We start from the raw sequence: 25,596 nt of genomic DNA on the forward strand, positions 1-25,596 counted from the left end.
ACAAATTGAATCGGTCGAGAATACCGCGTCGTGAAAAAGAGTAAAAGCGTTGAAAAGGGAGGCGCTTCGGCGCCGGAGAAATGAAGCCATCCGTGGCTTAGTGTGAAATTGGCGAATGCCCTCCTTCCTGAACAGAAGGCTGAAGGATTATTGCATCTGTATGTGCGGCGCATCTCCGGATGGGTTGCGCGCACGGTTCAGTAGACGCAGTACGATCAACATCCCCAGGCCGCCAAGATGCCACCACAGCGAAAGCGGCCAAAGCAACAGCAGCGCGGCGGCGCAAACCAATACACGCATAACGGGGTTCAACGCCTGCCCCAGCCATCCCACGAACACAGCTGCGAACGCGTACAAACCCAATGCCGAGAACACGAAGATCTGCAGCGCTTCGCCCCAGTCGCCGCTCAAAAACGGCGTATAGGCGAACAGGAACGGAACGATATACAAGGCTTTCGCCAGGCTCCAGGCGGACAGACCAGCCGACATCGGCGAGGTTTTGGCGATGGCCGCCGCCGTGAAGGCGGTCAGACAGACAGGCGGCGTAACGTTACTGTCCTGAGACAACCAGAAGATGATCATGTGGGCTGATAACAGAGCCAAGGTAATCATTTCCGGCGCAATCGCCACATCCAGCAGCGTCGGCAGGATATCCCGGCTGATGCCTTCCACCAGCGCGGCGGCTTGATCGTAAGGAATGGGTTGACTGAGATCCACATCCGTCACTCCCGCCATAAACTGCAGCGTCACTCGCGCAGTCTCCGGCAATTGTCCGGCCACCAGCAAATCCACCAACTGGTTTTGCAGAATCAGTTGCTGCAACGCCGGCGCCGCGATTGTCGCCACCATGATGTACGCTGCGGTTACCGGCAGCCCCATGCCCAGTACCAGTGAGGCCAGGGCGATCAGTACGATGGCGATCCACAATTGTCCGCCCGCCCATTGCACGATCATGAATGAGAACGTATTGCCAATGCCAGTGGTGGCTACCACGTTGACGATCAATCCCACGCTGATCAGTAACAGCGCGGTCATCACCATATTCTTGGCGCCCAACGCCAGCGCCTCACAGATCTCCGCCAGCCCCATACGGTTGGGCGTCAACCAGGAGGACGCAATCACCGCCAGGATCGCGAACCCCGCCGCGTAGGTGGGGCTCAATCCCCATATGAGCAGGCCAATCAGCAGGACAATCGGCACAAGAAACGAGTATCCGCCGCGTTTCATCAACACTGACAGCGGTTCCGGGTTATCGTCCTCGATAGGTTTCAGGCCTTCCTTCTTAGCCTGTAGCCGTACAAAAGCCGCGATCGTCAGGAAGTACAGCAACGCCGGCAGAAACGATACGACAACAATATCCGTGTAAGGAATCTGAGTGTAGTTGGCCATGACAAACGCTCCGGCGCCCATGATCGGCGGCATGAGTTGCCCTCCGGTAGAGGCGGCGGCTTCGACGCCGGCGGAAAAACGCGGCGAATAGCCCGCCTTTTTCATCAAAGGAATGGTGATGACGCCCGTAGAGGCGGTATTGGCCACCGCGGAACCGGAAATGGTGCCCGTTAAACCTGAAGCGATGACTGCGATCAAGCCCGGTCCGCCGTGCATCTTGCCTGCGGAGCGTTTGGCCAGGTCGATAATGAAGTCCCCTGCGCCTGAGCGCACCAAAAAGGCGCCAAACAGTATGAACATCATTACGAAGCTGGAGGAAATGGTCGCGATGCTTCCAAACATGCCGTCATCGCCGAAAAGACTGCGAAACATGATGGTTTCAAGACTCAGCCCGCTGAAGCGGAACACGCCGGGAAGGTACTGCCCCCACCATGCGACGTAGCCTAGCGCGATAATAATCAGCGTTGGTATCAGCCAGCCCGCCATGCGCCGGGTCAACTCTAACGAAGACAGCACCACCACGCATCCGGCCAACCAGTCCGCCCAGATTAAATGAAGACCACGTTCATATATGACGTCCTCGCTGAAAAACAGCCAAAGCGTCGCCGCCGTTGCGGCCGCGGCCAACGCATAGTTGAACGCCTTCAATGTTTTGCTGGCGTCTTTGGAGACATACCAGCCCACGCATAACCAGGCGAATCCAATGAAATGAATGACGTTTGGCCAAAAACCGCTGATCCAACCGGTCATATTAATAACAATATGGATCAGGGACACTACGACGGCCGCATAAAAAAACAGGCGGCTGTCACGGAGCTGACTCCACTCCGTTGCAGACTGACTCATTACAAATCTCCAAAGTAAGCGGGGGACGCATCCCCCGTTGTGACTCAGGTATGGAGGCTGTTATTTCATCAGCCGGTCAGGAATATTCAGTCCTTGTTCTTTGTAGTAGCGAATTGCGCCCGGGTGCAATGGAATCGGCAGGCCGGCGATCGCCTTTTCCAGCGCCATATCGCTGGTGGCCTTATGGATGCTGTTCAGGAACGGGAGGTTTTCGTAAATCGCCTTGGTCAGCAGATAAACGGTTTCCTCGTCGATGTCGTCGCGCACCGCCAGGAAGTTAGGCTGGGCGATAGTAACGATATCTTTATTCACGCCGGGGTATACGCCTGCTTTCACCGTGAAAGGCGTCCACAAGTCGAAACCATTGTCCGCCTGTTGAATTTGCTCCGGGGTGAAAGACAGCAAGGTGATGTCGGATCGTTGCGCGAAGGCGTTAATCACAGCGCCTACTGGAACGCCAGCCGGCGTACCCATGCCCACGACTTTACCGTCTTGCAGCGCCTGACTGCTGGGACCGTAGCCGGCGTAAAGGAGGTCAAAATCTTTATCCAGGTCCAGACCGAAGTTGGCGAGGATCGTGCGGTTGGACTCGATAGTGCCGGAATTCTTGGAGCCCAAAGCCAGACGTTCGCCCTTGGCGTTGATCAGATCGCTGATAGTGCCGGTTTTGGCGTATTTGTTGTCCAAGACGAAATGCTCCACGTTCTGCCATAGCATGGTGATGGAGCGGATATTGCGTTGCTTGCCCTCGTTGGCGAACACGCCGGAGCCTTCCCACGCATATTTGCCGAAAAGCCCCTGCAGAATAGAGAACTGCGCTTCGTTATCCCGCATCAATTTGATATTTTCCGCAGACCCTGCGGAACTGATGGCGGATATGCCGATTTTATGCGTCGGCTGCAGCTTTACTTTCGTCAAGGTGGCGATAGCGACGCCAACGGGATAGTAAGTGCCTCCTGTGCTGGCGGTCGCCATGATGTAATTCTTCTCCTCAGCGGCGCGCAAGCCGGACGAGAACACAGTTAAGGACAGAACGGAAAGGGTGAGAGAGATTAGTCGGATATACCGATTCATACTGAATACCTCAAAGTTTTATTTTTTTAAGTCACAGGCGTTCAAATGCTTCGCAAAGGTCATGCCGCTTACCACCTTTACACAACTTACTGATTTATAAAGAAGCCAACCAAAATACAGAAAGCGCCATAAGCTAATTTTGGCTTATCGTTAAAACTTTATAGGCAAAATTTTGCTTATCGACCAATGAATGTGGCTTTATGCTTGAAAACCGTGACGACACCATCAGTGCATGCAAGCTGTAACAAAACGTTAAATGAGGAGACGTTTCCTATGCCGAACCAACGCATTCTGGCGCTCACACTGTGCCTTTTCGCATTGCCGACCCTGGCCGCGGAAGCGCCCATGCTTAAAAACGATCCCAAGCGCCCTGTCGCGGATATCAGCCGGGAATTGGGCGTAACGCCGGACCAATTCATCGCCTGTTTCAACGACGTCAATCCGGTTCCACAGGGTCAAACGCCCACAAAAGCCAGAGAGCGCATGAATAAATCCGTGCTCTTACCCTGCCTGCAACAAGCCAACCCAGAGATCACCAACGACAGGCTTGATCAGGTGATGGATAAATACAGACCGAAAAATTAGCGGGGCCAAGAGTCGCACTCTACGAGCTCAATCTGAATCACAAGGCAAAAAATACAGGGAGATGGACATGCATAGAGCCACCCAACTGCTTATCCTCGTCGGCGGCGCACTGCTTACCCAGGCCTGCTCAACCGAGCAGGCTTACTACGCCGTACGGGAAAACCAAAGACAACAGTGCGAAAAATACATTGAACAATCGCAGTATGAAGCCTGTATGAAGCAGGCGAATGAAAGTTACGACGACTACGAAAGACGCAGAAAGGAGCTGGCGAGACAGAAGCCGTAAGCGCCTTTTGAATTTGCACAATCTTTCCTTATTTCAGCCGACGGCCTTCCTCGTGGGTGAGCGCTTTCAGAGTTATGAATATCTATCACCAATTCTGAGCGGCGACGCAACCATCAACAAGAAGGCTAACACCATGGCAAGTCAGTACATTTACATTCCTGTGAACAGTGACGAAATGAGCGAATTCGCGGAAAGATTTGCGAAAGCGCTGGGCATCCCAGTCAATCAAATACTGGCTAACAAGTGCGTTTCAGGCAAAGGCAAAGCGATGTATCGCTGGATTGACAAATGTCTCAGTAAGCTCACCAAGGACGACACGCTCTATGTCGTCACCCACGGCACTGGAGCCGCTGACGCCCTGACCATCGGCTCGGAGCGCAACATGGGGAAAAACAAACAGAAAAGAGTCAACGTTAACGGCAACGACACCTGGGAAGGCGGCGAGTGGAAAAGTTACACGCCGGATCAGCTCACCTCCACACTGACCAAAGAGGGATTACCCAACACCTTTGTCAACCTGCACGTTTGCGCCTGCGGCGGGGGTTACGAAGGAAAAATGGCGCCATGGGCCAGCCGCCTGAAAGACGCCATGAAGCAGTCCTTTCCCAAGGTCCAGGTTACCGGCTATCAAGGCGCTTTTTCCGTTACTCCTACACGCATCGCAATTATCGATAAAGGCGCGCTGTATCCCATGAACGAGCGCTCCGTCACGTTTTAAACCGCATAAACGCCGCGCGATTGAGGCGTCGCGTGGCGCACGTTGGCGTTCACTGAATCCTGATATACACTGACCGCCTTTTTTACTCCCCAACGACAGTCAGGGAAGACAGCTCCACGCAATACGCTGTGGCCATGATGAACGATTGAGATTTGATGCTTATGCCGCCAAATAGACACAGCAAGATAGCCGGAACAGGCGTTATTCTCGCCGCGCTAGGCGTACTTCTGCTGGGAGTCACCCAGTATTATTGGTCTATCAACGATCAGTATGTGACTTTCTTCGCACAGTTCTACGCCCATATATTGTCTGCTTTCTCCATCGCTCCTCCTGTCGCGGAGCCCGCCTTTATCACTGGCGGCTTTTCACTTACCGAAGAGTTAGCTGTGCAGATCAATCACGGTATCGCGTTTTCTGGCGCCCTCGCCGCCATATTCTGTGCGTTCCTGGCGAGACGGAGAAAAGAAAGTCCAGTATATGCCGGCGCCTCCCTGGTTTTTGGGGCCGGTGTGTTTATCTTGTTTAACCTGACACTCGGATTGTTAGTGGTCACGGCTTGTTTCCTAATTATGCTAGCTCAGAAAAAGAGTCCGCCATCGATCCCGTTTCCCCAGGAGAACTGATATGACGCTATTCCTAAGATCAGTTGGCGTTACTGGGGCCATATTATTTGGCTTTTTATTCGCCATTACATTCGTTGCCACAGACACATTGGAACGTTCAGCAAAGAGCTTTATCCAAGGACAGATTGAAAAGGAAGTCCGTGAAAAGTTTCAGCAAAGCAAAGCGTCATCGCTGAGAGAAAAGGCCGAAACCCTCGCCAAATCGCTAAGTATTGAAGAGCAACAAATACTTGAAGATCTCAAAAACAACCTGCCAGATAAAATCGCCAGCATCATCGCCTCCATGTGCGGATATGACTGCGAAAAGAAAAAGAGGTTATCCCAGTCCATCACAAACAACTTTCTAAACCGAATATCCTCTTTAGAAAGCGCAAAAGGCAGGCTGGAAAACATTATAAAAGAGAAGTACATGGATATTACGGAGTCGCTCAAGGCGGACTTACGAATATTTCTCGGCACAAATTTAGCCGCCTTCCTTGCGGTGCTGCTCATTTCTCTGGTCAAGCCCAAAGCCCATATACAGCTCGCCGTTCCCGGCATACTGATAATCATCTCAACAATCATCAGCTCCACAATTTACCTTATAGGACAGGACTGGTTTTACACCATCCTCTACAACGACTACATGGGAACCGGATACATCGCTTACATCAGCGTGATATTTGGATTCCTTATGGACATCACCCTCAACAGGGCGCAGATAACGACGCATATTCTGAATGGCGTTAGTGACGCATTAGGCTCCGCCCTGCAAGTAACTCCATGTTGATATGCACTTTTTAGCTTACCAACTAATAAAGGCTTGCTTAGGGGCTTCCTTCTTCATACCCGAATCATGGATGATTCCCACGTATTTATATAAGGAAATGGAATCTAATCGCTGACCATGAACGCAAAGACCGTAGTTAGAAAATACTGGGAACTCATGCAAACCAATGACTTCCATAAGGCCAGCGAGATGCTGTCGGAGGATTATGTCTGCCATTGGCCACAGTCTGGTGAAGTCATTCGAGGGCGTGAGAATTTTGTTCTGATCAACGCCAATTATCCCGCGCAGGGCCAGTGGCGTTTTACGCTTAATCACATCCTTTGTGAAGGCGAGCAGGTAGTGACGGATGTGTCCGTCACTGATGGAGTGATTAGTGGACGCGCCCTCACCTTCAGTACGGTTCGAGACGGTTTAATCGTCAAACAGGTTGAGTACTGGCCAGACGACTTTGCTCCGCAGGACTGGCGTAAAGAATGGGTGGATATCGTCAACTGATCCTGCCGATCCCGCTTATCCTCCCAAAAAATCCTCCCGCCGTAATCCATAACGCTGCATCTTCTGATTCAGCGTGCGGCGGGGCAGGTCCAGTTCTTCCATCACCTGATTGATATTGCCTTTCTTGGCGGTCAATTCCGCGCTGATAACTGCTTTTTCGTATTCCGCGACACGGGACGCCAGGGATTGATCTGAATGACTGATCGTATCCAGTTTTTCGCCAGAGAGCACTTCCCTTATGGACTCATCGCTGAACTGGCTCCGCAATAGGTAGCGCTCCGCCAAGTTCTTGAGTTCCCGCACGTTGCCCGGCCAGTTATGGCTCTCAAGGGCGATCCAGTCATCGCCGCGTAGCTCGGGCGCTTCTTTATCATGTTTCTGCGCCGCCAGCTTCAGGAAGTGAGCGAACAACAACGCAATGTCTTCGCGTCGCTCACGCAACGGAGGAATGCGCAACTCCGCCACCATCAACCGGTAATAAAGATCACTGCGGAAGCGTCCTTCATCTCCGGCTTTTTTCAGATCCTCCTTGGTCGCCGCCACCACGCGCACATCCAGCGCTATCGCCTGATGCGAGCCGAGCCGAACCACTTCCCGCTCCTGCAAGGCACGCAACACCTTAACCTGAAAATGTAGCGGCATGCTTTCCACTTCATCCAGGAACAGCGTGCCTTTGTTAGCATACTCGAACTTACCCGCCTGAGCTTTCTGCGCCCCTGTGAAAGCGCCGGCGGTATGCCCAAACAGTTCACTTTCAAACAGATTTTCCGGAATCGCCGCCACATTCAGGGCGACAAAAGGATGTTTGGCGCGCTTTCCGAAATCATGTAAGCATCGAGCCACCAACTCCTTGCCTACGCCAGTTTCACCATGGATCAACACGTCCACGTCCAGCTGCGCCAGCTCATAGACATGTCGACGCAGTCGTTTGATGCCCGGCGAGTCCCCGATAAGAATGGATTCCAGCCCCTGCTGGGACGCCAGCGCTTTGCGTAAGCGCTGATTTTCCAATAGCAGAGAACGCTGCCGGCAAGCGCGCTTGATTGCATCCACCAGATGCGTAGGCTGAAACGGCTTTTCGATAAAGTCATAAGCGCCCTGTTTCATCGCCTCCACCGCCATGGCGATGTCGCCATGACCAGTGATCAGCAACACTGGGATATTTTTCGGCATTTTCTGCAACAGCGCCATGCCGTCCAGACCAGGCATCTTAACGTCTGACACCACCACGCCAGCGAAATTCTCATCAATGGTTTGCAAGGCGGCCTCTGCGGACGCCCATCCTTTGGCTTCCAGGCCAGCCAGCGCCAACCACTCTTCCAACGCCTCTCTGACGGAGCTATCGTCGTCGATGATATAAACCAATTTAGTCATAATGCATTACAGCCGGTAAGCTAAGGGTGAATTCGCTGCCTTCACCCGGTGTACTGGTAACGGTTATCTCCCCGTGCATGTCCTGCAGCAGGTTATAACTGATCGCCAATCCCAGGCCTAACCCCTCACTTCCTGTCTTGGTGGTGAAGAACGGATCGAACAGGTGGCGCATACGTTCTTCGTCCATCCCTTCGCCATTGTCGCGAACGGATATCATAACCTTATCGCCGCAGGGTTCCGCCGCAACGAAAATATCAGGCTGCACGGCGGACTTCACTGCAGCGATGGCGTTATCAAGCAAGTTAATCATGACTTGCTCCAACATATGCTGATCCGCAATGACCTGAAGCCCTTCCGGAATCTGCGTACGAATGATCGACCGTTGCTGCTTGAGCTTATGCTCCAGCACCTCCTCCACATAACGCATGACCGCCGGTAAAGCAGTCGGCCGCAAGTCGACGGAGCGAATGCCAGCAAACGACTTGAGCTGAGAGGAAATTCTGGCGATGCGTTGCACCAGCGCATCCATTTTATCCAAGGTAGCGGCGCTTTTGTCTTTTTGTTCCTGCGCCAGATACAGACGTCCCATGGCGACATAACTGACCAGTGCAGTCAGCGGCTGATTCAGCTCATGGGCAATGGCCGCGGACATGCGCCCCATCGCCGCCAGTTTTCGCTCCTGCATCAATGCTTCCTGAGTCGCCCGCAGCGCCTGGGTGCGCTCCTCCACTCTCGCCTCAAGCTCTTCATTGGCCTGCAGCAAAGACGCCTGCGCTGCTTTCAGTTCGCTGACGTCGTGTACGGTTAGCAAATATTCCCGATCCGGTCCCGTACGAATCAGGCTGACGCAATACAGAATGGGAAATGACGCGCCATCCGGACGATAGCCTTCCGCTTCTCTAACCTCTCCGTCGGGCGTATTGATCCACGGCGACAACAAGCGCGTCGGGTCCAGAGATACGCCTTGCCCCTGCGCCTCCACGGCGAAAAGTTCCGCCGCTTTCTGGTTCACCTCTCGAATTTCAAAGCTTTCGTTAAGGGTCATTAATCCCGCGTCCGTGTTCTGAATAATGGCGCGTTGATGTGCATCGCTCTCTTCGATCACTTTCAACAGTCGGTGTTCCGTGCGGCGTTTCTGGCGCGCCTCGCGGTAATACAGGGCGAGCACGATCATTAGCAACACGGCGCCGCCGCACGCGGCGGAGATCAGCGCCGCCATGGTGTTCACATCCACTACCGGCAACGCCCGGTGCATCCGCCAGGGCTGACTGACGACCTGGCGCGAAAACAGCAGCAAACGAACGCCGTCCACTTCCACAATAGGCGCTTTAGACCATGCGTCCGCTTCCGCCGGCAATGGCTTCGATTCAGCAGAGCCGTATTGCTTGGTGACTTTGAGCTCCGCCATCACAGTTTGCTCCAACGGCTTCAATGAGCGATACAACGCAGCCGGGTCGGAAGCCAGGAAAATAATGTCATTGGGCCCGCTCAGGAATATCCGGTTGCCGGTTGCGGCCCAACTCGTCTGTTGCGGCGTCAGGTCCAGTTTAACGACAGTGACGCCGAGTATGCGTCCAGTGTTGTCCCGTATCGGTGCGGAGATAAACAACCCCGCCTTGCCGGTAGTGACGCCGACCGCATAGTAAAACCCGGTGCGTCCGGCCACGGCGTCGGCGTAATAAGGCCGGAATGCATAAGAGTGACCGACAAAGCTGGTGGCGTCGCGATAGTTGCTGGAAGCCAGGGTCAGCCCCTCCGCGTTCATAATGAATATCTCATCAGAGCCCGCCGCCTGATTGAAGCGATTCAGCAGTTCGGAAATGTCGTCGTCGCGTTCATTACGGCGCAACATCCGCTGAAAACGCGGGTCCGCAGTCAGGATAGCGGGAAAATAGACATATTTATCAATCGCCGTCAGCAAAGCGCTTTCAAACGCCTGTAACAGTTGCTCCGACTCAACGCCGTTATGTTTGATCAGCAGGTTGCGGGAGAGGAAAAAACTCAACGACACCGTCGCCAGCAACAAAAAAGCCAGCGCGACCTGGCGCGCCTTGCGATGGGGCGGATGGAACGAATCAGCCGGGAGCATGGTCAACTACACTTGTTTTTATTGGCGTTCATCTTAACGACATTCCGAACCTGTGGGAATCAAGGTCTCTACCTTACCATCCTGCCAGCTTTCCCAAAAAATGCGCCAAATCAACCGGAGCCTCCTTCCCGCCGCCTACACTCAAAAAACTCTTTTTTGACTCGCCGATTGTCACTGATTATTTTTATTCCATAGGAAACAAACAATTATGCACGACAAGGATCTCGCCACATGACCGCAGACGCTGCGCCTATTGGAGAAATTGTCGAAGTTCACGGCCCGGTGGCGGTTATTCGCTGCCCTCAGCTGCCGCCTCTGCGACGCGCAGTCTATACCCGTCTTGATGGCGACACCTGCATTTTTGAAGTGCACCGTCACATCAGCCCCAATGAACTCCAGGCGGTGACGCTGCACAGCACCCAAGGCTTATGGCGCGGCATGCAGGTGTATGACAGCGGTTCGCCATTGCATGTCCCCGTAGCGGAAAGCTGTCTGGGACGTCTGCTGAATATCTTCGGCGAGCCGCTTGACGGCGGCCCCGTCATAGAAACCGATCAATACCGCAATATCCATCACTCCCCCGCTCCGCTTAACGAACTGACAGCCCAAGGCGACCTTCTGCCAACCGGCATCAAAGTGGTCGATCTTCTCTGCCCGTTTTTCCGCGGCGGCAAGGCGGGCCTGTTCGGCGGCGCCGGCGTGGGGAAAACCGTGTTGATCATGGAGTTCATGCACGCGATTGCGCATCTTCATCAAGGCGTTTCCGTGTTCTCCGGGATCGGCGAACGCATTCGCGAGGCGCACGAACTCTGGCGGGACATGCAGGACGCCGGCGTCATGGATCGCGCCCTGCTGGTCTTCGGGCAGATGGATGAGTCTCCCGGCGTGCGTTTCCGGGTCAGTTTATCGGCCCTGGCGTATGCGGAATATTTTCGCGACAGCCTGCGCCGGGACGTGCTGCTGGTAATGGATAATGTATTCAGATTCGTGCAAGCCGGCGCGGAAGTCTCCAGTCTGCTGGGCCGCATGCCCGCCACGGTGGGCTATCAACCGACTTTGGGTAGCGAAGTGGCTGAGCTGGAAGACCGCATCACCTCCTCTCTGCATGGAGCCATTACCTCCGTGCAAGCAGTGTACGTTCCCGCCGACGACATGACCGACCCGGCGGTGACCACCATTTTAAGCCACCTGGACACCAGCGTAATTCTATCCCGCACCCAGGCGGCGAAAGGACTGTACCCCGCCGTGGACCCACTGCTGTCAGGGAGCAAGGCTTTGGATCGCCATACCCTTGGCGCCGCCCACTACACGGTCGCTGAAGCGGTGCGCGGGCATCTCGCCCGCTATAAAGAGCTGGAGGACATTATCGCCATGTTGGGCGTGGAGGAGTTGTCCGCGGAGGACCAACTGGTCGTAGCCAGAGCCAGAAAACTGCAACGTTATCTCACCCAGCCCTTTGCCGTCACCGCCGCCCATACAGGCATGACCGGAGCCTCCGTGGAGTTGAAGCAGACCATTTCAGACTGCGACGGCATCCTTGCAGGTCGCTATGACGATGTCAGCGAAGACCAGTTTTACATGCGCGGCGGATTGGAAGGATTGACGTCATGACGCCTTTCACCGCCATTCTACGAGACAGCGACCAGGAGTTACGCATTGACGATCTGGTTTCCTTTCGTAGCCGCGACGCCAGCGGCGGTTTCTGCCTGCAGGCGCGCCATGCCGACTTCCTCACCCTGACCGAGCCCGGGCTCAGTCAGCTGACGCGCGGCCAGGGAGCGCAATTTCTGGCGGCCACTGGCGGCTTGTTGGAATTTGAGAAAGGCGTGCTTTACTTCAGCACACGACGTTTTTTTATTAACGCCAACGCGGACATTATCCAGCAGCGCTTAATGGAATGGCTGGCCAATGAGAAAGAGCGTCGCGCCAGTTCTCATGTCCATCTGCAACAGTTGGAGCATGAACTGATGCGCAGACTGAGCCGCGCCTGAATTAACTGACTAGGAAGCCAGCGAGCCATGGAATACAAACGCTTACGGGACAATCTGGAACGGGACAAGGCCCGTCTCGACAAGGCCGATCGGGAACGCTCTACTCTGATGCAGGCGACCCGCATTCTTGGCGTACTGGGTTTCCTGTTTGTATTGCCTGTCATCGGAGGCGCTTATCTGGGGCATTGGCTGGATGGCCTCGGCGAAGGTTACTCCGTACGTTGGACAGTGGGCTTTATTTTACTTGGCATCGTCGTGGGCGGCGTCAACGCCTATCTGGCGTTGCGGGAGTAAGTCATGTGGGTTAACCGATCCGGGTTTTCTTTTACTATTTCAGAGCATCGCATAAGGGAACACTTATGAATGACGGCGTCTCTACTCCGGTATGGCTGCAGATTGGTCCGCTGGCGATTCATGAAACAGTGGTCATGACCTGGCTGATCATGCTCGTTCTGGTCGTCGCCAGCATTCTTATGACGCGCAGACTTTCCCTGCAGCCGGGTCGCGCCCAGGCCATGTTGGAAGGCGTCGTCCTGACATTGGAAAACGCCATCGCCAGCGCCGACAGCCGTAATGCGCGGCGCCTGTTGCCGCTGATAGGCACTTTCTGGATTTTTCTTCCCGTGGCCAACCTGCTTGGCGTCATTCCCGGCCTGCATTCGCCCACTCGCGATCTGTCGGTCACCGCCGCCCTGGCGCTGGTCGTGTTTTGTGCGGTGCACGCCTATGGCGTTCGCCAGTCCGGCCTGGGCTACTTTAAGCACTACCTGTCTCCCAGTCCGATTCTGCTGCCGTTTCACATTATCAGCGAAATCACCCGCACCGTGGCGCTAGCCATTCGCCTGTTCGGCAACATCATGAGCCTGGAAATGGCTGCGCTGCTGATTCTGCTGGTGGCGGGTTTTCTGGCGCCCGTGCCTATTCTCATGTTGCACATCATTGAAGCGCTGGTGCAGGCGTACATCTTCGGCATGCTGGCGCTAATCTATGTCGCCGGAGCCATGCAACAAACAACGGAATCCCCCATAACGACCTCGTCACGTTCAAACTCAGGAGCCCCCTAATGGAGACCATGAACAGCTTTGCATCCTTCTCGACCGTCGCCGCGATTATCGGCATCGCGCTGGGCGCCATGCTGCCCGCATTGGCTATGGGCAAGGCCATCAGCAGCGCGCTCGATGCATTGGCGCGACAGCCCGAAGCGGAAAAGTCGATAACCCGTACGCTGTTCATCGGCTTGGCGATGATTGAATCCCTGGCGATCTACGTGCTGGTCATCGTGCTGATCGTCTTGTTCCGCAACCCGCTTCTGGAGTACCTGCTGCCAGCGCAATAACGCCGATCGGCCTAAAAGGAAAATACCGTGGAACTGGACTGGACCACCGTCGCACTGGAAATTATCAATTTCATTATTCTGGTGTGGTTACTGAAACGCTTTCTCTACCGTCCCGTGCTGAACATCGTCGAGCAGCGGCAGGCCAATATCAAAGCCTCCCTTGATCGGGCCCGCGATGTCCAGGAGCAGGCCGACGCTCTCAAGCGCCAGTACAACGAGCGTCTGCAGACCTGGGAACAGGAGAGGCAGGAAGCCCGTCATAAACTGCAGGAGGAACTCGCCCGCGAAAAAGCGGGCAAGCTGGAATCATTACGAACGCGACTGGACCAGGAAGTGGACAAAGCCCGCGCAGCTCGCGAAAGCCAGAACCAGCAGTGGCGCAGAGAGACCGCAGAACAGGCGTTGCAGATGGGCGCCGGTTTCGCCTCCGCGCTATTGCGGCCATTGGCTGATCCTCATTTGGAAGAGCGTTTGGTCAATCTGTTCTGCGAGCGGGTCAGCGCGTGGCCCACTGAACGACTCAGCGGCTTGCGCAATGGCGGAGACATTGAAATCAGCACCGCCTATCCACTGCAGGAAAGCGCCCAGCGTCGCCTGCAGGAGACGCTACAAACGTTGGCGGCGGATCATCGCTCAGTGCTCTTTCAGCAAGACGCAAGCCTTCTGGCCGGGATCAGAATCGCCTCTGGAGGCTGGACCCTGGGCTTGAACCTGGCGGATGAGTTAAGAGGTTTCGCCGAGTCACACCATGAATAATCTCACCGATCCCATGCAAGACCGCAATCCCGGCAAAGATGGCGGCGCACTGCAGCGCACTCGTGACTGGATATCCGATTACTCCCCTGACGTCCGCATACAGGAACGCGGCGTGTTGGTGTCCGTCGGCGATGGCGTCGCCTGGATCAAAGGCCTGCCGTCAGCGCGTATGGAAGAGTTGCTGGACTTTGAAGACGGCAGCCAGGGCATGGTGTTCGATCTTTGCGAAGAGCTGGTCGGCGCCGTCATCCTGCAGCAAACCGGCTCCCTGACCGCCGGACAGGAAGTCCATCGCACCCGTCGACCCTTGGGACTGCTGGCCCACGACAGCCTGCTTGGCCGCGTAATTGATCCCATCGGTCGAGCTCTGGATGGTCAATCGCCCCTGCATGAGGGCGTCTGGGTAAACCTTAACGCTCCTACGCCGGCCATCATTGAACGGGACTTCGTGCATGAACCGCTTTATACCGGCATCCGTATGATCGACGCCATGATTCCTATCGGCAGAGGACAGCGGCAGTTGATCATTGGCGACGAAGGACTGGGCCGCACTTCCATCGCGCTGAATGCGGTTTTACACCAGAAAGATAAAGATGTTCGCTGTGTCTATGTGTTGATCGGACAAAAACGGGGCGCAGCGGTCAGTGTCATGCAAACGCTGCAACGGCATGGCGCGGATGCTTACACCACGCTGGTGGTGGCCGACGCCGGCTCGCCGCCCGGATTGCAGTATCTGGCGCCGTTCGCCGGATCGGCGTTGGCGTCGCACTGGATGCGTCAAGGACGCCATGTTCTGGTGGTGTATGACGACCTCTCCAGCCATGCGCGCAGCTATCGGGAGCTGTCTTTGTTGCTGCGCAGACCGCCTGGGCGCGAGGCCTACCCCGGCGATGTGTTTTCCGTACACGCCCGATTGCTGGAGCAGGCGACCTGTCTTTCGCCCGAGCAAGGCGGCGGAAGTCTTACCGCGTTGCCCATTGCAGAAACCCAGCAGGGAGAAATCGCCGCTTACATCCCCACTAATCTGATCTCCATCACGGACGGCCAGATCTATCTGGAGCGCAGCCTGTTCGCCGCCGGCGTACGTCCCGCCATTGACGTGGGGCGCTCGGTATCGCGTATCGGCGGCAAAGCCCAGCATCCCGCCATTAAACATGAGGCGGGCCGCATGAAGCTGGACTATTCCCGTTTTTTGGAACTGGAAATCTTCACCCGTTTCGGCGCCAAGCTGGACCCAGGCATGCAGACCATCATCAAACGCGGCCAGTTGCTCCGCGAACTCCTCAAACAGGACCGATTCGAACGCTTTTCGCCGGAGCAGGAACTGGCCTGGATGATCGCTTACAACGAAGGACTTCTGGACGACCATAACCTCACAGACATTCCTTCAGCGTTACTGAAGATACGGTCCGGGCTCAACGCTCGCCTGAGTCTGGAAACGCCACGCGAAGACTGGATGGCGGCGCTTCAGGAAATGCTGACGAGCCAGAGTGACTGAACCATGCCAAGCAGACGCCAGTTGCAGGGTAAGAAAGAGCTATACGCTACATTGAATAAAATCATGGCGGCGCTAAAGGCCCTCGCCTATGCGGAAACCCGCAAATTACAGCGACAAATCCCGCCACAGTTGGCTATCACTGAACGCATGCGCGCAGCAATAGCAAAACTGCAGCAGGGCTCCAATGCAAGCAAGCCCCCTCATAAACTGATCATCGTGCTGGGAACGGAAAGAGGCTTTTGCGGCGACATCAACCGGCGTCTGCTGGACGCAACCACTGAGATTATTAGGACAACGCCATGCGGCGTCATTCTGGTGGGCGATCGTTTATATCGCCATACGCACGCGGACTTTGAAGTGTTGGCGCAAGTCACCGGTCCTTCCGTGGCGGAGGACGTCGAATCCGTCACCGATAAGCTGGTCACTCTTCTGTCCCAACACAGCGAACGCTACCCACTGACCGAGGCGGAGATACTCTACTATCGGGAGCAGGACGGACATCCCCGCCGATTTCCACTTTTCCCGAAACAGAATCATGGAGACGGCGCCGCAAGTATAACTCCCATGATGTACCGTCCCGCACCGGAGCTGTTGCTGGAACTCACCCCCATGTACCTGTTCGCCTCTCTGCAATCCTGTCTCAAGGATGCATTACTGGGGGAAAACAGGAAGCGGCTCAGTCATCTGGAGTATGCAACGCGACACTTGCAGGAACGTATGAACGTGTTAACCCTGCAAACCAATATGCTGCGCCAGGAAGAGATTATCGAGGATATTGAGGCGTTACTATTCGTCGTAGCGGACTGACGCCTCGGCTCACTCCACCGCACTATTGCGCAGTCAACGTCTCCAATGCCTTTTCAACCTGATGCGCCTCCTCGTCAGTGAGCGCCTTGTACCCTCTCAGATAAGGCCAGCCATACCCCCAGCGAAAACCGGTAGGCCAGTATGGCGATCCACCGAAGCGCACTCCGGTTTCCATCACAAACGACAGGTTTTCCTCTCCAACGTTGGCGACGCATTGCTGCAGGGCTTTATCCGCCTGCACGCGCTCTTCGTATGTCCCGCCTCTCCAATAAGCCAGATCATGCTGGTAACAACACTCCAGCCAAAGGTTTTCTTCACTGAGCGAGCCATCTGGAAACAGACTGCAGCCATCGCTGGTGAAAGGCTTGAGTTCCTCCCCGACGCATAACGTGGGGCCGAGCAATAATAACGACAAAACAATATTGCGGGCGCGCATAGACAGAATCGTTTCAACACAAGTAATCCTGCCCGTAGCTTATGCTAGAACCCTGCGTATTACAAAGCGCGACGTGCGCCTCCAAGTTAGCGCCGACGCGGATCAATCAGGCAAGGTAGCCGCTCTTCCAAGGACTCCAACCACTCTTGTCAGGACCGCATCATGCTGCTTTGTCTCTTCTTGATCTTTATCGGTTGTTTTATTCTGGAACGTGTGCACACCGGTTGGCGCCTTCCACAGGTAAAGACCTGGTGGTTCCGCGTATTACTGGTGAATGCATTCCAACTGGCGGTGGTGTTGCTGGCTGGCGTCACCTGGGAAATCTGGCTGTCCGCTTACTCCGTTTTTCATCTCTCTGATCACCTGAATCCCATCGCCGGCGGACTGTTCGCCTACTTCATCGCCACCTTTGTTTTCTATTGGTGGCATCGCTGGCGCCATGAAAGCGATGTTTTATGGCGCATCTTTCATCAGATACATCACAGCCCTCAGCGTCTTGAGGTGATCACATCCTTTTATAAACACCCGGGTGAAATGATCTTCAACTCCATCCTGGGCGGCCTGCTGGTCTATGCACTACTCGGTCTGGACCCCGCCGCAGGCGCGGTATATACCTTCTGCACTGCGATAGGCGAATTCTTTTATCACACCAATGTTAAAACGCCGCACTGGGTGGGTTACCTTTTTCAGCGTCCGGAGATGCATCGCATCCACCATGAATATGGCCGCCACAAGAACAACTATGGGGATATCACTTGGTGGGACATGCTTTTTGGCACTTATGAGAACCCCAAAACCTGGAATAAAACCTGCGGTTTTGACGACGTCAAAGAACAACGCCTATGGGATATGCTGATGTACCGCGACGTCCACAAGGAATAAAGAGCTCCGCCTCAAATAAGCTGGAGGGCGCCAATAAAATAGCGCAATTCCTTGAATTGATGTGTAATACGAGTTATCAATGCAGCGCGGAACCCAACGAGAGAAGCGCAATGAAACATCCCCTGAAAGTGTTTACCGGCAACTCCAACCCAGCCCTGGCCCGCGAAATATGCGGGCACTTGGGGATAGAACTAAGCCCCCTGCAAATCTCACGTTTCTCCAACGATAACCTGTTTGTACAGATTCAAGAGAACGTGCGCGAGCGGGATGTGTTTGTAGTACAGCCGTTTACCGAGCCGGTCAGCGAACACATCATGGAACTACTGATTACGCTGGACGCCTTACGCAGCGCTTCCGCCCGCCGTATCACCGCAGTCATTCCCTATTACTCCTACGCCCGTTCCGACAAGAAAGACGCCCCCCGCATTTCCATCGCAGGCAAGCTGATGGCTGATTTGCTGCAAACCGCCGGCGCCAATCGGGTGCTGACCATGGATTTACACGCAGACCAGGTGCATGGATTTTTTAACATCCCCGTGGACCACCTGACCGCCGTCCCGCTGATCGCCGACTACTTCAAAGCGAACTACGACCTGAGCCGGATGGTGGCGGTAGCGACGGACGCCGGCGGCGCAAAACGGGCGGGACGTTTTTCCGAACGCTTGAATATTCCTCTGGCGATCATCGATAAGCGACGCGTCAGCGACACCCAAGTCAAACAAGGGCACGTCGTCGGTGACGTAAAGGACATGGACGCCGTGATCTTCGAAGATGAAATTTCCACCGGCGGCACGCTGATGTCCACCGTCAAAACCCTGCAGCAAGCCGGCGTACGCAGTATTCATGTAGGCGCAGTGCACCCCGTTTTGTGCGGCCCCGCGATCACCAACCTGAGAGAGGCGGACATCTCCTCCCTCGTGGTCACCAATACCGTGTATCTACCGGAACATAAACAGTTGGAGAAAATCACCCAACTCTCCGTCGCCTCCTTAATGGCGGAGGCGATCAGCCGAATCCATTCCGGGGAGAGTGTGGGGGCTTTGTTTAGTTAATAACGGAAGCTATTAACGGAACAGACTATTGTTAACCGGGTCCCACCAAGACGCCAGATAGGTGGACTTCTTATGCCATGCGCTGATGTAGCTCATCGCCTCATCTATAACGCGCTGCGGCAATGGCGTATTACTTTGTGAGTTGTAGCTGGCCTCATCGTAGCCTACGTTTTTCATGTACGCTATCTTCGCCATCGCCCGCATCCGCTGGGACACAGTCGGACTGGGGGCATACTTAGTTATATTGACCGTAGGTATTCCCAGGAAGGCGCCAAAATCCATTCCTCCGCTCATCATGCCTATCGACGCAAAAACCCCCATACCATGGGCGCAAAGTAACAGGCCGCCTTGGCTGACATAAGAAGTTTTCGATGCATAAAGCGTGTTTTGCACAGGAGTCAGATCAATCGCTTTTGCAGGAACCTTCTTGATATCCCGGAGGTCGCCTACAAGCACCGCCACAAGACCTAGCGCATCTAGCGCATTCACAATCTGCTGCAAAGACGCCTCTGACGTACCTCTCCTGTCCTTGCTACTGCGCCGGACCCACACCAATACTTTGTTTCGCTGTATATTGCCCAAAAGACGGTGTAGCTGACCTTCAATGTTTGGATTAACCGGGCTACAGGCGAATACAAACGCCTTTCTGATTTCTTCACGAATTAACGGAGATCCAAGCTCGTCGAGGTGACTATAGGCAGTAAGAGTGGTGCGGTTTGTCGCGAGAGGATCGTCTTTATTCTGTCGCTTAAGCTTAGAATTTATTGGATGAAATTTATGTAAAAAGTGCAATATCTGCCCGTCGGAAACAACACTATTTTGCGGCCCCAACGGGTCAATGATTAACTCGACATCCGATGCCTTTCCGATGTAACACATCGCAACCAGCCATGCAGCAGTGTGAAGAACTTCTCCGAAGCCGTTGGTTGCGAGAACAGCCTGAGTCCTTTTCAAATCATCCGGGTTAATTGCGAAATCCATAGTTTCATTTCCTTGGGCTACTAAAACAAACCATTAGCGCCAAAAAAGATGAAAACACCTCACGTGTAATAAATAATTACATGAAATACAAGGACTATTCCACAGCAGCAAAGCTCATGGAGAGCTCATTTAGATTCCAGGGTGAAAGCTTTCGGTTATACATTAAACTTATTCCTGGTACGCCACATCAAAAGGACAAACTATGACTCTTAGCAGCACCGTTATGGAAGACTCACCCTTAAGTATTAAAGGAAAGCTTGGCGTACTACTCGTCACAATAACGCTCGCGCTATGTTCCCTAAGAGTGTTCGCCGCCGACATCAAAGTCGTCACCACCGACTTCCCGCCCTACTCCTTTGAAGAAAACGGAGATGTCGGCGGTATGGCGACGGAGGTGGTGAAAGCCGTGCTGGCGAAGTCAGGCGTCAGCATATCTTCGTTCCGCGTTTTTCCTTGGGCGCGGGCTTATAAGCTGGCTCAAACCGAGCCCAATACGCTTATTTATTCCATCGCCCGCTCGCCTGAGCGAGAGCCGTTGTTCAAATGGGTGGGAGAAATTGCGCCGTTTCGGGTCAATCTTTACAAGCTGAAAAGTCGGACGGACATCAATATCAGCAGCCTGGAAGACGCCAAGCGCTATATCGTCGGCGGCGAGTATCAGGATATCAAGCAGGGTTATCTGGTTAAACAGGGCTTCGAGGTAGGCAAGAATATTGTGCTGATGCCGGAAGACGAGCTCAACATTCGCATGCTGTTCGCCAAGCGCATCGACCTGATTCCGTTCAGTGAGTTCAGCCTCCCTATCATGTTGAAACAGGAAGGTTTTTCCCCTGCGGAGGTAGAGAACGTGCTGACGTTGGATGACATTTCCTACAACCTCTACATGGCTTGCAGCCTGGAGACGCCGGACGTGACGGTGGACAGTCTCAGACGCGCGCTGCAAACGCTGTGGGATAAAGGAGAAATCCAGGCGATCCAGCAGAAATACCTTAACCCGGAGTAATCGCCCCTCTCACTGTGATCGCTGCAGAGGTATAATCCCCGCCGAAATCAGCGGAGCAACCCCCATGGCGTTAAAAGCAACCATTTATAAAGCCGTACTGCATGTTGCAGATATGGACCGGAACTATTACGAGGATCTGACGCTCACCATCGCCAGACACCCTTCAGAAACCGACGAACGCATGATGCTGCGTCTGGTCGCTTTCGCGCTGCACGCATCAGATCGTCTGCAGTTCACCAAAGGCATTAGCACGCAGGACGAACCGGATATCTGGGAAAAAAGCCTGAGCGACGAAATAGACCTGTGGATTGACCTCGGGCTACCGGAGGAAAGCCGCATTCGCAAAGCCTGCGGCCGCGCCAGGCAAGTCATCATTTACGCCTACGGCGGTCGAGCCGTTCCGTTATGGTGGCGGAAGTATCAGGACGAGCTCACCCGCTTCGCTAACCTGCGCATTATGGAAGTCAGCGCGGAGACAACCAAACAATTGGCGGAATTGTCACAGCGCGCCATGGACCTGCAATGCACCATTCAGGATGGGCAGGTCTGGCTGAGCGACGCCTCCAACAGCGTCGCCATCGAACCCGTCCGACTGTTTCCCATGTAACGCCTCGCCTATATCGCAACCGGCGCGCGCTTCCTGGCGCGCCTTGCGCTGATCTCCCAACGCATCAACAACAAACCGCTCGCCACGATCAACAGGGCGCCGATTAGCGCCAGGGACGCAGGCGTTTCCTCCCAGAATACGTAAGCCAACGCCATTCCCCACACCAACTGAGAGTATTGCATCGCGCTAACCGTGCTGGGCGACCCGCTCTGAAATGCGGACAGCACCAACAACGTGGCCAGGGCGTAACACACGCCACCCGCCGCACTAATCGTCAGCGCCGACATATCAAAAGAGAACAGAGACCATCCAGGCCAGCATCCCGTCACGACGACGATCAGGCTCAATCCATAAACGGCGAACGCCAGGGGGTGTTCCTGGTCTTTGTATTTCGCCACAATAATGAAGGCCGCGGCCTCGATCATGGCGCTCGCCAAGGCGGGCAATAAAGCCATGTTCACCACACCGAAACTGGGTGAGAGCACAACCAACGCGCCGACAAACCCCACCAGCGCCAGCATGAAACGTCCCGTATCGAAACGTTCTATGTTCATCGCCATGGCGAACACCGCGACAAAGACAGGCATGGTCAGAATCAGACTGTACGCCTCCGTTAACGGCGCGGCGCCATAGCTGTAAAACGCCAAGGCGTCGACCAGCAACAGCATGACGGCCCGAGCTAAATGCAAGCCCGGTCGCGATGTCTTCAACAGCGTCCAGCGAGGAGCCACCCATACCGATAACGCCAGCAGAGCAAACAGGCAGTTGAAGAAAATCACCTGCGGCAGCGGGTAAGTCGCCAACAAATGCTTGATGCTCAAGTCCATCCAGGTAAAAAAGAAAAAGCCGCACAGGGCCATCAGCGCCGCTCTCATAGTCGCCTCCCCTCAAATCAGTCCTGCAACACATCGCACGCGCCACGTCCTTGGATCAGCAGTGCGTGGTGGAAAAATTTCACTTGGGATAGCTTGCGGCAGCGTCTAACATTTGTGAAACGAGTTTATTTTTCTTAATTAATAAAATTATTTTATGAATTTATCTCATCACATCATCGCTCATCTGCCCTTTCTCGCCGCGGTTTATCGCGCTCGCAGCTTTACCCGCGCGGCGGCGGAAATGCACCTCTCTCAAGCGGCGGTGAGTTACCAGATTCGGCAGTTGGAGCAAAAGATCGGAGTTCGTCTGGTCGTGCGCCAATCCGGCAGTCGTATCCATCTGACCCATGCCGGGCAGAATCTGGTGGATGAGTACCTGATTAGCGAGCAACGCTTGCAGGCGACTCTCGACAGCCTGAGTGGAGAGAGCCTCGGTGGAAGGTTAAAGGTCACGGCTCCCGTCGACTTCGGCAGTCTGGTTATGCCTGCCGCCATTGCAGAACTGGAGCGTCTGGCGCCCGCGCTGCAAATAGAGCTGCATGTCAGTGATGACCTTATCGATCTTGTCGCGCAGCAGTTTGACGTCGCAATTCGCTCTCCTGCGACAGGCGCTGGGCTAACGCATCACCTGCTGACGACCTCCAAAAAACAGGTGGTGGCCGGCAAAGAGTATCTGCAACGGCGCGGCCTGCCGGCAACCCTCGCAGATCTGAGACATCATCGCCTGCTTACCCGCGCCAACGGCAAAGCCGCCAGCTGGGGACAGTTATTAAGGCAAAATGATCTCAGTCTGGATGCGATGCCGGAGCGCATGCGCCTTGGCAATACCTTCGCGCTGGCGGAGGGCGTGCGTAATAATCTGGGGATGGCGATATTGCCCAGCTTCGCTGTGGGACGAGATATCGCGGAAGGCAAAGTCATTGAGCTGTTTCCGTCGTTTAGCGCGCCGTTACTGACGGAGTTTTACTTGAGTTACCCGCCGTCTACGCCAATCCGCAAGCGACTCGCGGCTCTGGCGCAAGCCATACGGACGGTGATGGTCTCCGAGCGCTTCAGCGACGGATTCATAGAGGCGGATGGGCTATTGAGTGATTAAAGTCGTTCAACGCAAACGCCCCATGTCGTCGTCTTCGGACAACTCCTCGGCTTTGTGGCATGCTTTGTCCGTTTGCGTCTCGTCACAAACCGGGTGCTGAGTTTGCGGATCAGGCTGATGGTGCGACGCGCAGGATGACAACACCAGCGCCAACAGAGCGACCAGCACAGGCCGCAGCCAGCGCATCTTCTGTCTAAACAGCTTTTTCACTTGGTTTTTCCTTTTAATTTGCACTCATCAATCAGGCTGCGAACCCGCTCATCCGTCAATACATTTTCCCGCGCCCATACGAAGTCTTTGCTGCGTCCAATCGCAGGTGCTTGATAGGGTTGGTAATCAAAGTCAGCAAATCGGGCGCTGACCTTGAGCAGACATGCGAAAAAATAAATGACCTCGTCCGCATTTTCCAACAGTGACGCAAAACGTAGTCCGTTCCTGGCGATACTCCACTGGAAAGGCTCTTCAGCCAACAGCTCTTTAGTACGCGCCAGAAAACTAGATTCATGGAAATAACTTAGGGTTTCCGGATCTTTCGTCCACACGCCCTGGCGTTTCGACGCGTTGAGATAGCAGGCGAGGATATTCTGCCGCAACTTATAACGAATGACTAAATTAGCCAGTTGCGTCTGCTCAAGAATATCCAGTGCGGACTGATAAGCCTGAATCGCCTCTCTGCGATACGCCAACATCCGTTGCTCCTGATTGCGTTTACGCGCGCCAAGGCAACGGTCAAACAGCATATCTCCCAACAGCCACAACAAGCGCGCGCGTCCCACTGGCTCCCGCCCTGCAATGCTCAGTTCATGGCGCAGGAAATGCTCCAGGCGCCCGATATTCTCCTCCTGCGACAAGTCGCCATTGCGACGATACAGGTCTTCGTACAGATCGAACATGCCTTCCAATGCCGCAGGAAAAGGGTTGGGAAACTCCCTTTCATGCAAAGCGTTAATAATGTCCACTGTATTTTTATTGGGTTTATGGTGGGGATGGAGATAGTTGGCCTTCAGCGTTTTGATATCCGGGCCTGCCTCATACTGGGCCACAAATGCTTCCCATGTCCAAAGACGCTTCAGGCGATGAATTTTATTAAAAGTTGTTGACATACCATCCCCGCAAAATGTCAAGACCAGTTTTTGCTGTAAAACTGGTTTTTTAGGCCCCTTTTCAAATCGCTATGCTGACCGGGAATCAAAGGCTGCGTCAAGCGCAGCCACTGCCGCAATCAGCACTAGGAATCGATCATGAAAAAATTTGTTTTAGCCGCCTTTACACTCCTCTACCTCAGTGGCTGCGCCACCTCTTCTCACTTCAATCGCGCCGCGCTGGAAGGGATCTCCGCCGAGCCTGGACAGCCCAAAGAATACGCACGAGCGGACTCGGTCAAAGAAATCGAGGCCCTGAAGCCACAAGCAGAGCTTCCATTGCGTTTGTACGTACCACAGCCCGCCAATGACAACCCATGGAGCCAGGAGGAGATTGAGGAAATCGAGTCATGGAAGCCCTTTTTGAAACAAAACGGATTGGTGTCCGAATTGTTTGTCGCGCCAGAATCGACACGCAGAAATTGCTATCAGTATGACAACTGCCAGCTTGAAGAACAGCGTATGGAAGCCGCGCGCTTTCAGGCGGACGCCTGGCTCGCTTTCGACATTAACAGCAGTGAGGAGGAATACGCTAACCCTCTAAGCATTCTCAACATCACGGTAGTAGGCATGTGGGTGGTCCCAGCGCACCACACCAGCTCGGACGTGCGTTTGGAAGGCTCTCTGGTGGATGTTCGCAACGGCTATCTTTACGCTTTCGCCCGCGCTTTCGGCAAAGCGTCGCATACCAAGCCGTTGATGTATTCCGAAAGATATGAAACCAGAGGTTTGGCCCGCTTGAATGCGTTGAAAAACTTCGGTGTGCGACTCAAACAAGAAACCAGCGCCAGCGCCGCGCCGGCTCTTTAACTCCTCAGCGACGTCCTTTATCCTCAGTTGAACCGCCTCCACTTTTCGTGGTCAGGCCAGAATCGATTGAGGGAGT

The 25,596-nt window shown here is 54.4% G+C and carries 29 protein-coding genes; 20 read left to right on the forward strand and 9 right to left on the reverse strand.

Features of this window, described 5'->3' with window-relative positions:
- Positions 1–147 precede the first annotated feature (147 nt).
- Positions 148–2,235, reverse strand: coding sequence for a TRAP transporter permease (locus O5O45_RS21540; RefSeq protein WP_305901393.1), 2,088 nt, complete (start codon positions 2,233–2,235; stop codon positions 148–150).
- A 60-nt stretch (positions 2,236–2,295) separates the two neighbouring features.
- Entirely contained in the window at positions 2,296–3,309 is a 1,014-nt protein-coding gene (locus O5O45_RS21545) for a TAXI family TRAP transporter solute-binding subunit (RefSeq protein ID WP_305901394.1), read from the reverse strand.
- Positions 3,310–3,582: 273 nt separating this feature from the next.
- Between O5O45_RS21545 and O5O45_RS21550 the strand changes: the two genes are divergently transcribed.
- From O5O45_RS21550 to O5O45_RS21575, 6 genes are all read left to right on the forward strand, one after another.
- Positions 3,583–3,894, forward strand: a complete 312-nt coding sequence (locus O5O45_RS21550; RefSeq protein WP_305901395.1) for a hypothetical protein — start codon at positions 3,583–3,585, stop codon at positions 3,892–3,894.
- Positions 3,895–3,961: 67 nt separating this feature from the next.
- On the forward strand, positions 3,962–4,180 hold the full coding sequence (locus O5O45_RS21555) for a hypothetical protein (RefSeq protein WP_305901396.1): 219 nt from the start codon (positions 3,962–3,964) through the stop codon (positions 4,178–4,180).
- Between the two features lie 133 nt (positions 4,181–4,313).
- Positions 4,314–4,898 (forward strand): hypothetical protein, encoded by a 585-nt coding sequence (locus O5O45_RS21560; protein ID WP_305901397.1) that lies wholly within the window; start codon positions 4,314–4,316, stop codon positions 4,896–4,898.
- A gap of 161 nt (positions 4,899–5,059) precedes the next feature.
- Positions 5,060–5,521, forward strand: a complete 462-nt coding sequence (locus O5O45_RS21565; protein ID WP_305901398.1) for a hypothetical protein — start codon at positions 5,060–5,062, stop codon at positions 5,519–5,521.
- A 1-nt stretch (position 5,522) separates the two neighbouring features.
- Positions 5,523–6,290, forward strand: a complete 768-nt coding sequence (locus O5O45_RS21570) for a hypothetical protein (RefSeq protein ID WP_305901399.1) — start codon at positions 5,523–5,525, stop codon at positions 6,288–6,290.
- A gap of 117 nt (positions 6,291–6,407) precedes the next feature.
- Entirely contained in the window at positions 6,408–6,785 is a 378-nt protein-coding gene (locus O5O45_RS21575) for a nuclear transport factor 2 family protein (protein WP_305901400.1), read from the forward strand.
- A 15-nt stretch (positions 6,786–6,800) separates the two neighbouring features.
- Here O5O45_RS21575 and O5O45_RS21580 read toward each other — a convergent pair whose 3' ends face one another.
- Both O5O45_RS21580 and O5O45_RS21585 read right to left on the reverse strand, forming a co-directional pair.
- Positions 6,801–8,159 carry a sigma-54-dependent transcriptional regulator gene (locus O5O45_RS21580; protein WP_305901401.1) on the reverse strand — a complete coding sequence of 453 codons (1,359 nt, stop codon included), beginning with the start codon at positions 8,157–8,159 and terminating at the stop codon, positions 6,801–6,803.
- Entirely contained in the window at positions 8,152–10,248 is a 2,097-nt protein-coding gene (locus O5O45_RS21585) for an ATP-binding protein (RefSeq protein ID WP_305901402.1), read from the reverse strand. The genes O5O45_RS21580 and O5O45_RS21585 overlap by 8 nt, the downstream gene beginning before the upstream one ends.
- A 231-nt stretch (positions 10,249–10,479) precedes the next feature.
- Between O5O45_RS21585 and atpD the strand changes: the two genes are divergently transcribed.
- The 8 genes from atpD (at position 10,480) to O5O45_RS21625 (ending at position 16,636) form a co-directional block, all read left to right on the forward strand.
- Entirely contained in the window at positions 10,480–11,859 is a 1,380-nt protein-coding gene (gene atpD / locus O5O45_RS21590) for a F0F1 ATP synthase subunit beta (RefSeq protein ID WP_305901403.1), read from the forward strand.
- Positions 11,856–12,239: a hypothetical protein gene (locus O5O45_RS21595; RefSeq protein WP_305901404.1), complete on the forward strand. Its 384-nt coding sequence runs from the start codon at positions 11,856–11,858 to the stop codon at positions 12,237–12,239. The genes atpD and O5O45_RS21595 overlap by 4 nt, the downstream gene beginning before the upstream one ends.
- 27 nt (positions 12,240–12,266) lie before the next feature.
- Positions 12,267–12,533 (forward strand): AtpZ/AtpI family protein, encoded by a 267-nt coding sequence (locus O5O45_RS21600; RefSeq protein ID WP_305901405.1) that lies wholly within the window; start codon positions 12,267–12,269, stop codon positions 12,531–12,533.
- A gap of 65 nt (positions 12,534–12,598) precedes the next feature.
- Complete coding sequence (locus tag O5O45_RS21605; protein ID WP_305901406.1) at positions 12,599–13,303, forward strand: F0F1 ATP synthase subunit A; 705 nt, start codon at positions 12,599–12,601, stop codon at positions 13,301–13,303.
- Positions 13,303–13,575, forward strand: a complete 273-nt coding sequence (locus tag O5O45_RS21610) for an ATP synthase subunit c family protein (protein WP_305901407.1) — start codon at positions 13,303–13,305, stop codon at positions 13,573–13,575. Before O5O45_RS21605 ends, O5O45_RS21610 begins: the two co-directional genes overlap by 1 nt.
- A 27-nt stretch (positions 13,576–13,602) precedes the next feature.
- On the forward strand, positions 13,603–14,331 hold the full coding sequence (locus O5O45_RS21615) for a F0F1 ATP synthase subunit delta (protein WP_305901408.1): 729 nt from the start codon (positions 13,603–13,605) through the stop codon (positions 14,329–14,331).
- The gene (locus O5O45_RS21620; protein ID WP_305901409.1) at positions 14,324–15,829 is read left to right on the forward strand and encodes a F0F1 ATP synthase subunit alpha; all 1,506 of its coding nucleotides are present in this window, start codon (positions 14,324–14,326) and stop codon (positions 15,827–15,829) included. Before O5O45_RS21615 ends, O5O45_RS21620 begins: the two co-directional genes overlap by 8 nt.
- A gap of 3 nt (positions 15,830–15,832) precedes the next feature.
- Entirely contained in the window at positions 15,833–16,636 is an 804-nt protein-coding gene (locus tag O5O45_RS21625; RefSeq protein ID WP_305901410.1) for a F0F1 ATP synthase subunit gamma, read from the forward strand.
- A 22-nt stretch (positions 16,637–16,658) separates the two neighbouring features.
- Here O5O45_RS21625 and O5O45_RS21630 read toward each other — a convergent pair whose 3' ends face one another.
- The gene (locus O5O45_RS21630) at positions 16,659–17,072 is read right to left on the reverse strand and encodes an FAD-binding oxidoreductase (RefSeq protein ID WP_305901411.1); all 414 of its coding nucleotides are present in this window, start codon (positions 17,070–17,072) and stop codon (positions 16,659–16,661) included.
- Positions 17,073–17,234: 162 nt separating this feature from the next.
- On the opposite strand from O5O45_RS21630, the gene O5O45_RS21635 reads away from it, so the two are divergent.
- Both O5O45_RS21635 and O5O45_RS21640 read left to right on the forward strand, forming a co-directional pair.
- Entirely contained in the window at positions 17,235–17,954 is a 720-nt protein-coding gene (locus O5O45_RS21635) for a sterol desaturase family protein (RefSeq protein WP_305901412.1), read from the forward strand.
- Between the two features lie 110 nt (positions 17,955–18,064).
- Positions 18,065–19,006, forward strand: coding sequence for a ribose-phosphate diphosphokinase (locus tag O5O45_RS21640; RefSeq protein WP_305901413.1), 942 nt, complete (start codon positions 18,065–18,067; stop codon positions 19,004–19,006).
- Between the two features lie 12 nt (positions 19,007–19,018).
- Here the strand turns inward: O5O45_RS21640 and O5O45_RS21645 are convergent, their stop codons facing one another.
- Positions 19,019–19,987 carry a hypothetical protein gene (locus O5O45_RS21645; protein ID WP_305901414.1) on the reverse strand — a complete coding sequence of 323 codons (969 nt, stop codon included), beginning with the start codon at positions 19,985–19,987 and terminating at the stop codon, positions 19,019–19,021.
- Between the two features lie 202 nt (positions 19,988–20,189).
- Here O5O45_RS21645 and O5O45_RS21650 point away from each other — a divergent pair, with 202 nt between their 5' ends.
- Positions 20,190–20,990 (forward strand): substrate-binding periplasmic protein, encoded by an 801-nt coding sequence (locus tag O5O45_RS21650; RefSeq protein ID WP_305901415.1) that lies wholly within the window; start codon positions 20,190–20,192, stop codon positions 20,988–20,990.
- A 64-nt stretch (positions 20,991–21,054) separates the two neighbouring features.
- Positions 21,055–21,597 (forward strand): YaeQ family protein, encoded by a 543-nt coding sequence (locus O5O45_RS21655; protein WP_305901416.1) that lies wholly within the window; start codon positions 21,055–21,057, stop codon positions 21,595–21,597.
- An 8-nt stretch (positions 21,598–21,605) separates the two neighbouring features.
- Here the strand turns inward: O5O45_RS21655 and O5O45_RS21660 are convergent, their stop codons facing one another.
- On the reverse strand, positions 21,606–22,472 hold the full coding sequence (locus O5O45_RS21660) for a DMT family transporter (protein WP_305901417.1): 867 nt from the start codon (positions 22,470–22,472) through the stop codon (positions 21,606–21,608).
- Positions 22,473–22,626: 154 nt separating this feature from the next.
- Here O5O45_RS21660 and O5O45_RS21665 point away from each other — a divergent pair, with 154 nt between their 5' ends.
- Entirely contained in the window at positions 22,627–23,568 is a 942-nt protein-coding gene (locus O5O45_RS21665; protein WP_305901418.1) for a LysR family transcriptional regulator, read from the forward strand.
- Positions 23,569–23,574: 6 nt separating this feature from the next.
- On the opposite strand, the gene O5O45_RS21670 is transcribed toward O5O45_RS21665, so the two are convergent.
- Complete coding sequence (locus O5O45_RS21670) at positions 23,575–23,778, reverse strand: hypothetical protein (protein WP_305901419.1); 204 nt, start codon at positions 23,776–23,778, stop codon at positions 23,575–23,577.
- Entirely contained in the window at positions 23,775–24,671 is an 897-nt protein-coding gene (locus tag O5O45_RS21675; protein WP_305901420.1) for a hypothetical protein, read from the reverse strand. The genes O5O45_RS21670 and O5O45_RS21675 overlap by 4 nt, the downstream gene beginning before the upstream one ends.
- A 138-nt stretch (positions 24,672–24,809) precedes the next feature.
- Between O5O45_RS21675 and O5O45_RS21680 the strand changes: the two genes are divergently transcribed.
- Positions 24,810–25,520 (forward strand): lipoprotein, encoded by a 711-nt coding sequence (locus tag O5O45_RS21680; protein ID WP_305901421.1) that lies wholly within the window; start codon positions 24,810–24,812, stop codon positions 25,518–25,520.
- Positions 25,521–25,596 lie beyond the last annotated feature (76 nt).

It is taken from the genome of Hahella sp. HNIBRBA332, from assembly GCF_030719035.1.
In the GTDB taxonomy this organism is placed as follows: Bacteria; Pseudomonadota; Gammaproteobacteria; order Pseudomonadales; family Oleiphilaceae; genus Hahella.

What these genes read in the sequence shown, in the direction of transcription:
- O5O45_RS21635 (WP_305901412.1), top strand. Translation starts at nt 17,235, where the DNA reads ATGCTGCTTTGTCTCTTCTTGATCTTTATCGGTTGTTTTATTCTGGAA.
- O5O45_RS21680 (WP_305901421.1), top strand. Translation starts at nt 24,810, where the DNA reads ATGAAAAAATTTGTTTTAGCCGCCTTTACACTCCTCTACCTCAGTGGC.
- O5O45_RS21605 (WP_305901406.1), top strand. Translation starts at nt 12,599, where the DNA reads ATGAATGACGGCGTCTCTACTCCGGTATGGCTGCAGATTGGTCCGCTG.
- O5O45_RS21595 (WP_305901404.1), top strand. Translation starts at nt 11,856, where the DNA reads ATGACGCCTTTCACCGCCATTCTACGAGACAGCGACCAGGAGTTACGC.
- O5O45_RS21620 (WP_305901409.1), top strand. Translation starts at nt 14,324, where the DNA reads ATGAATAATCTCACCGATCCCATGCAAGACCGCAATCCCGGCAAAGAT.
- O5O45_RS21655 (WP_305901416.1), top strand. Translation starts at nt 21,055, where the DNA reads ATGGCGTTAAAAGCAACCATTTATAAAGCCGTACTGCATGTTGCAGAT.
- O5O45_RS21565 (WP_305901398.1), top strand. Translation starts at nt 5,060, where the DNA reads ATGCCGCCAAATAGACACAGCAAGATAGCCGGAACAGGCGTTATTCTC.
- O5O45_RS21575 (WP_305901400.1), top strand. Translation starts at nt 6,408, where the DNA reads ATGAACGCAAAGACCGTAGTTAGAAAATACTGGGAACTCATGCAAACC.
- O5O45_RS21570 (WP_305901399.1), top strand. Translation starts at nt 5,523, where the DNA reads ATGACGCTATTCCTAAGATCAGTTGGCGTTACTGGGGCCATATTATTT.
- O5O45_RS21625 (WP_305901410.1), top strand. Translation starts at nt 15,833, where the DNA reads ATGCCAAGCAGACGCCAGTTGCAGGGTAAGAAAGAGCTATACGCTACA.
- O5O45_RS21585 (WP_305901402.1), bottom strand. Translation starts at nt 10,248, where the DNA reads ATGCTCCCGGCTGATTCGTTCCATCCGCCCCATCGCAAGGCGCGCCAG.
- O5O45_RS21660 (WP_305901417.1), bottom strand. Translation starts at nt 22,472, where the DNA reads ATGAGAGCGGCGCTGATGGCCCTGTGCGGCTTTTTCTTTTTTACCTGG.
- atpD (WP_305901403.1), top strand. Translation starts at nt 10,480, where the DNA reads ATGACCGCAGACGCTGCGCCTATTGGAGAAATTGTCGAAGTTCACGGC.
- O5O45_RS21580 (WP_305901401.1), bottom strand. Translation starts at nt 8,159, where the DNA reads ATGACTAAATTGGTTTATATCATCGACGACGATAGCTCCGTCAGAGAG.
- O5O45_RS21610 (WP_305901407.1), top strand. Translation starts at nt 13,303, where the DNA reads ATGGAGACCATGAACAGCTTTGCATCCTTCTCGACCGTCGCCGCGATT.
- O5O45_RS21640 (WP_305901413.1), top strand. Translation starts at nt 18,065, where the DNA reads ATGAAACATCCCCTGAAAGTGTTTACCGGCAACTCCAACCCAGCCCTG.
- O5O45_RS21650 (WP_305901415.1), top strand. Translation starts at nt 20,190, where the DNA reads ATGACTCTTAGCAGCACCGTTATGGAAGACTCACCCTTAAGTATTAAA.
- O5O45_RS21665 (WP_305901418.1), top strand. Translation starts at nt 22,627, where the DNA reads ATGAATTTATCTCATCACATCATCGCTCATCTGCCCTTTCTCGCCGCG.
- O5O45_RS21560 (WP_305901397.1), top strand. Translation starts at nt 4,314, where the DNA reads ATGGCAAGTCAGTACATTTACATTCCTGTGAACAGTGACGAAATGAGC.
- O5O45_RS21645 (WP_305901414.1), bottom strand. Translation starts at nt 19,987, where the DNA reads ATGGATTTCGCAATTAACCCGGATGATTTGAAAAGGACTCAGGCTGTT.
- O5O45_RS21675 (WP_305901420.1), bottom strand. Translation starts at nt 24,671, where the DNA reads ATGTCAACAACTTTTAATAAAATTCATCGCCTGAAGCGTCTTTGGACA.
- O5O45_RS21600 (WP_305901405.1), top strand. Translation starts at nt 12,267, where the DNA reads ATGGAATACAAACGCTTACGGGACAATCTGGAACGGGACAAGGCCCGT.
- O5O45_RS21550 (WP_305901395.1), top strand. Translation starts at nt 3,583, where the DNA reads ATGCCGAACCAACGCATTCTGGCGCTCACACTGTGCCTTTTCGCATTG.
- O5O45_RS21545 (WP_305901394.1), bottom strand. Translation starts at nt 3,309, where the DNA reads ATGAATCGGTATATCCGACTAATCTCTCTCACCCTTTCCGTTCTGTCC.
- O5O45_RS21540 (WP_305901393.1), bottom strand. Translation starts at nt 2,235, where the DNA reads ATGAGTCAGTCTGCAACGGAGTGGAGTCAGCTCCGTGACAGCCGCCTG.
- O5O45_RS21555 (WP_305901396.1), top strand. Translation starts at nt 3,962, where the DNA reads ATGCATAGAGCCACCCAACTGCTTATCCTCGTCGGCGGCGCACTGCTT.
- O5O45_RS21630 (WP_305901411.1), bottom strand. Translation starts at nt 17,072, where the DNA reads ATGCGCGCCCGCAATATTGTTTTGTCGTTATTATTGCTCGGCCCCACG.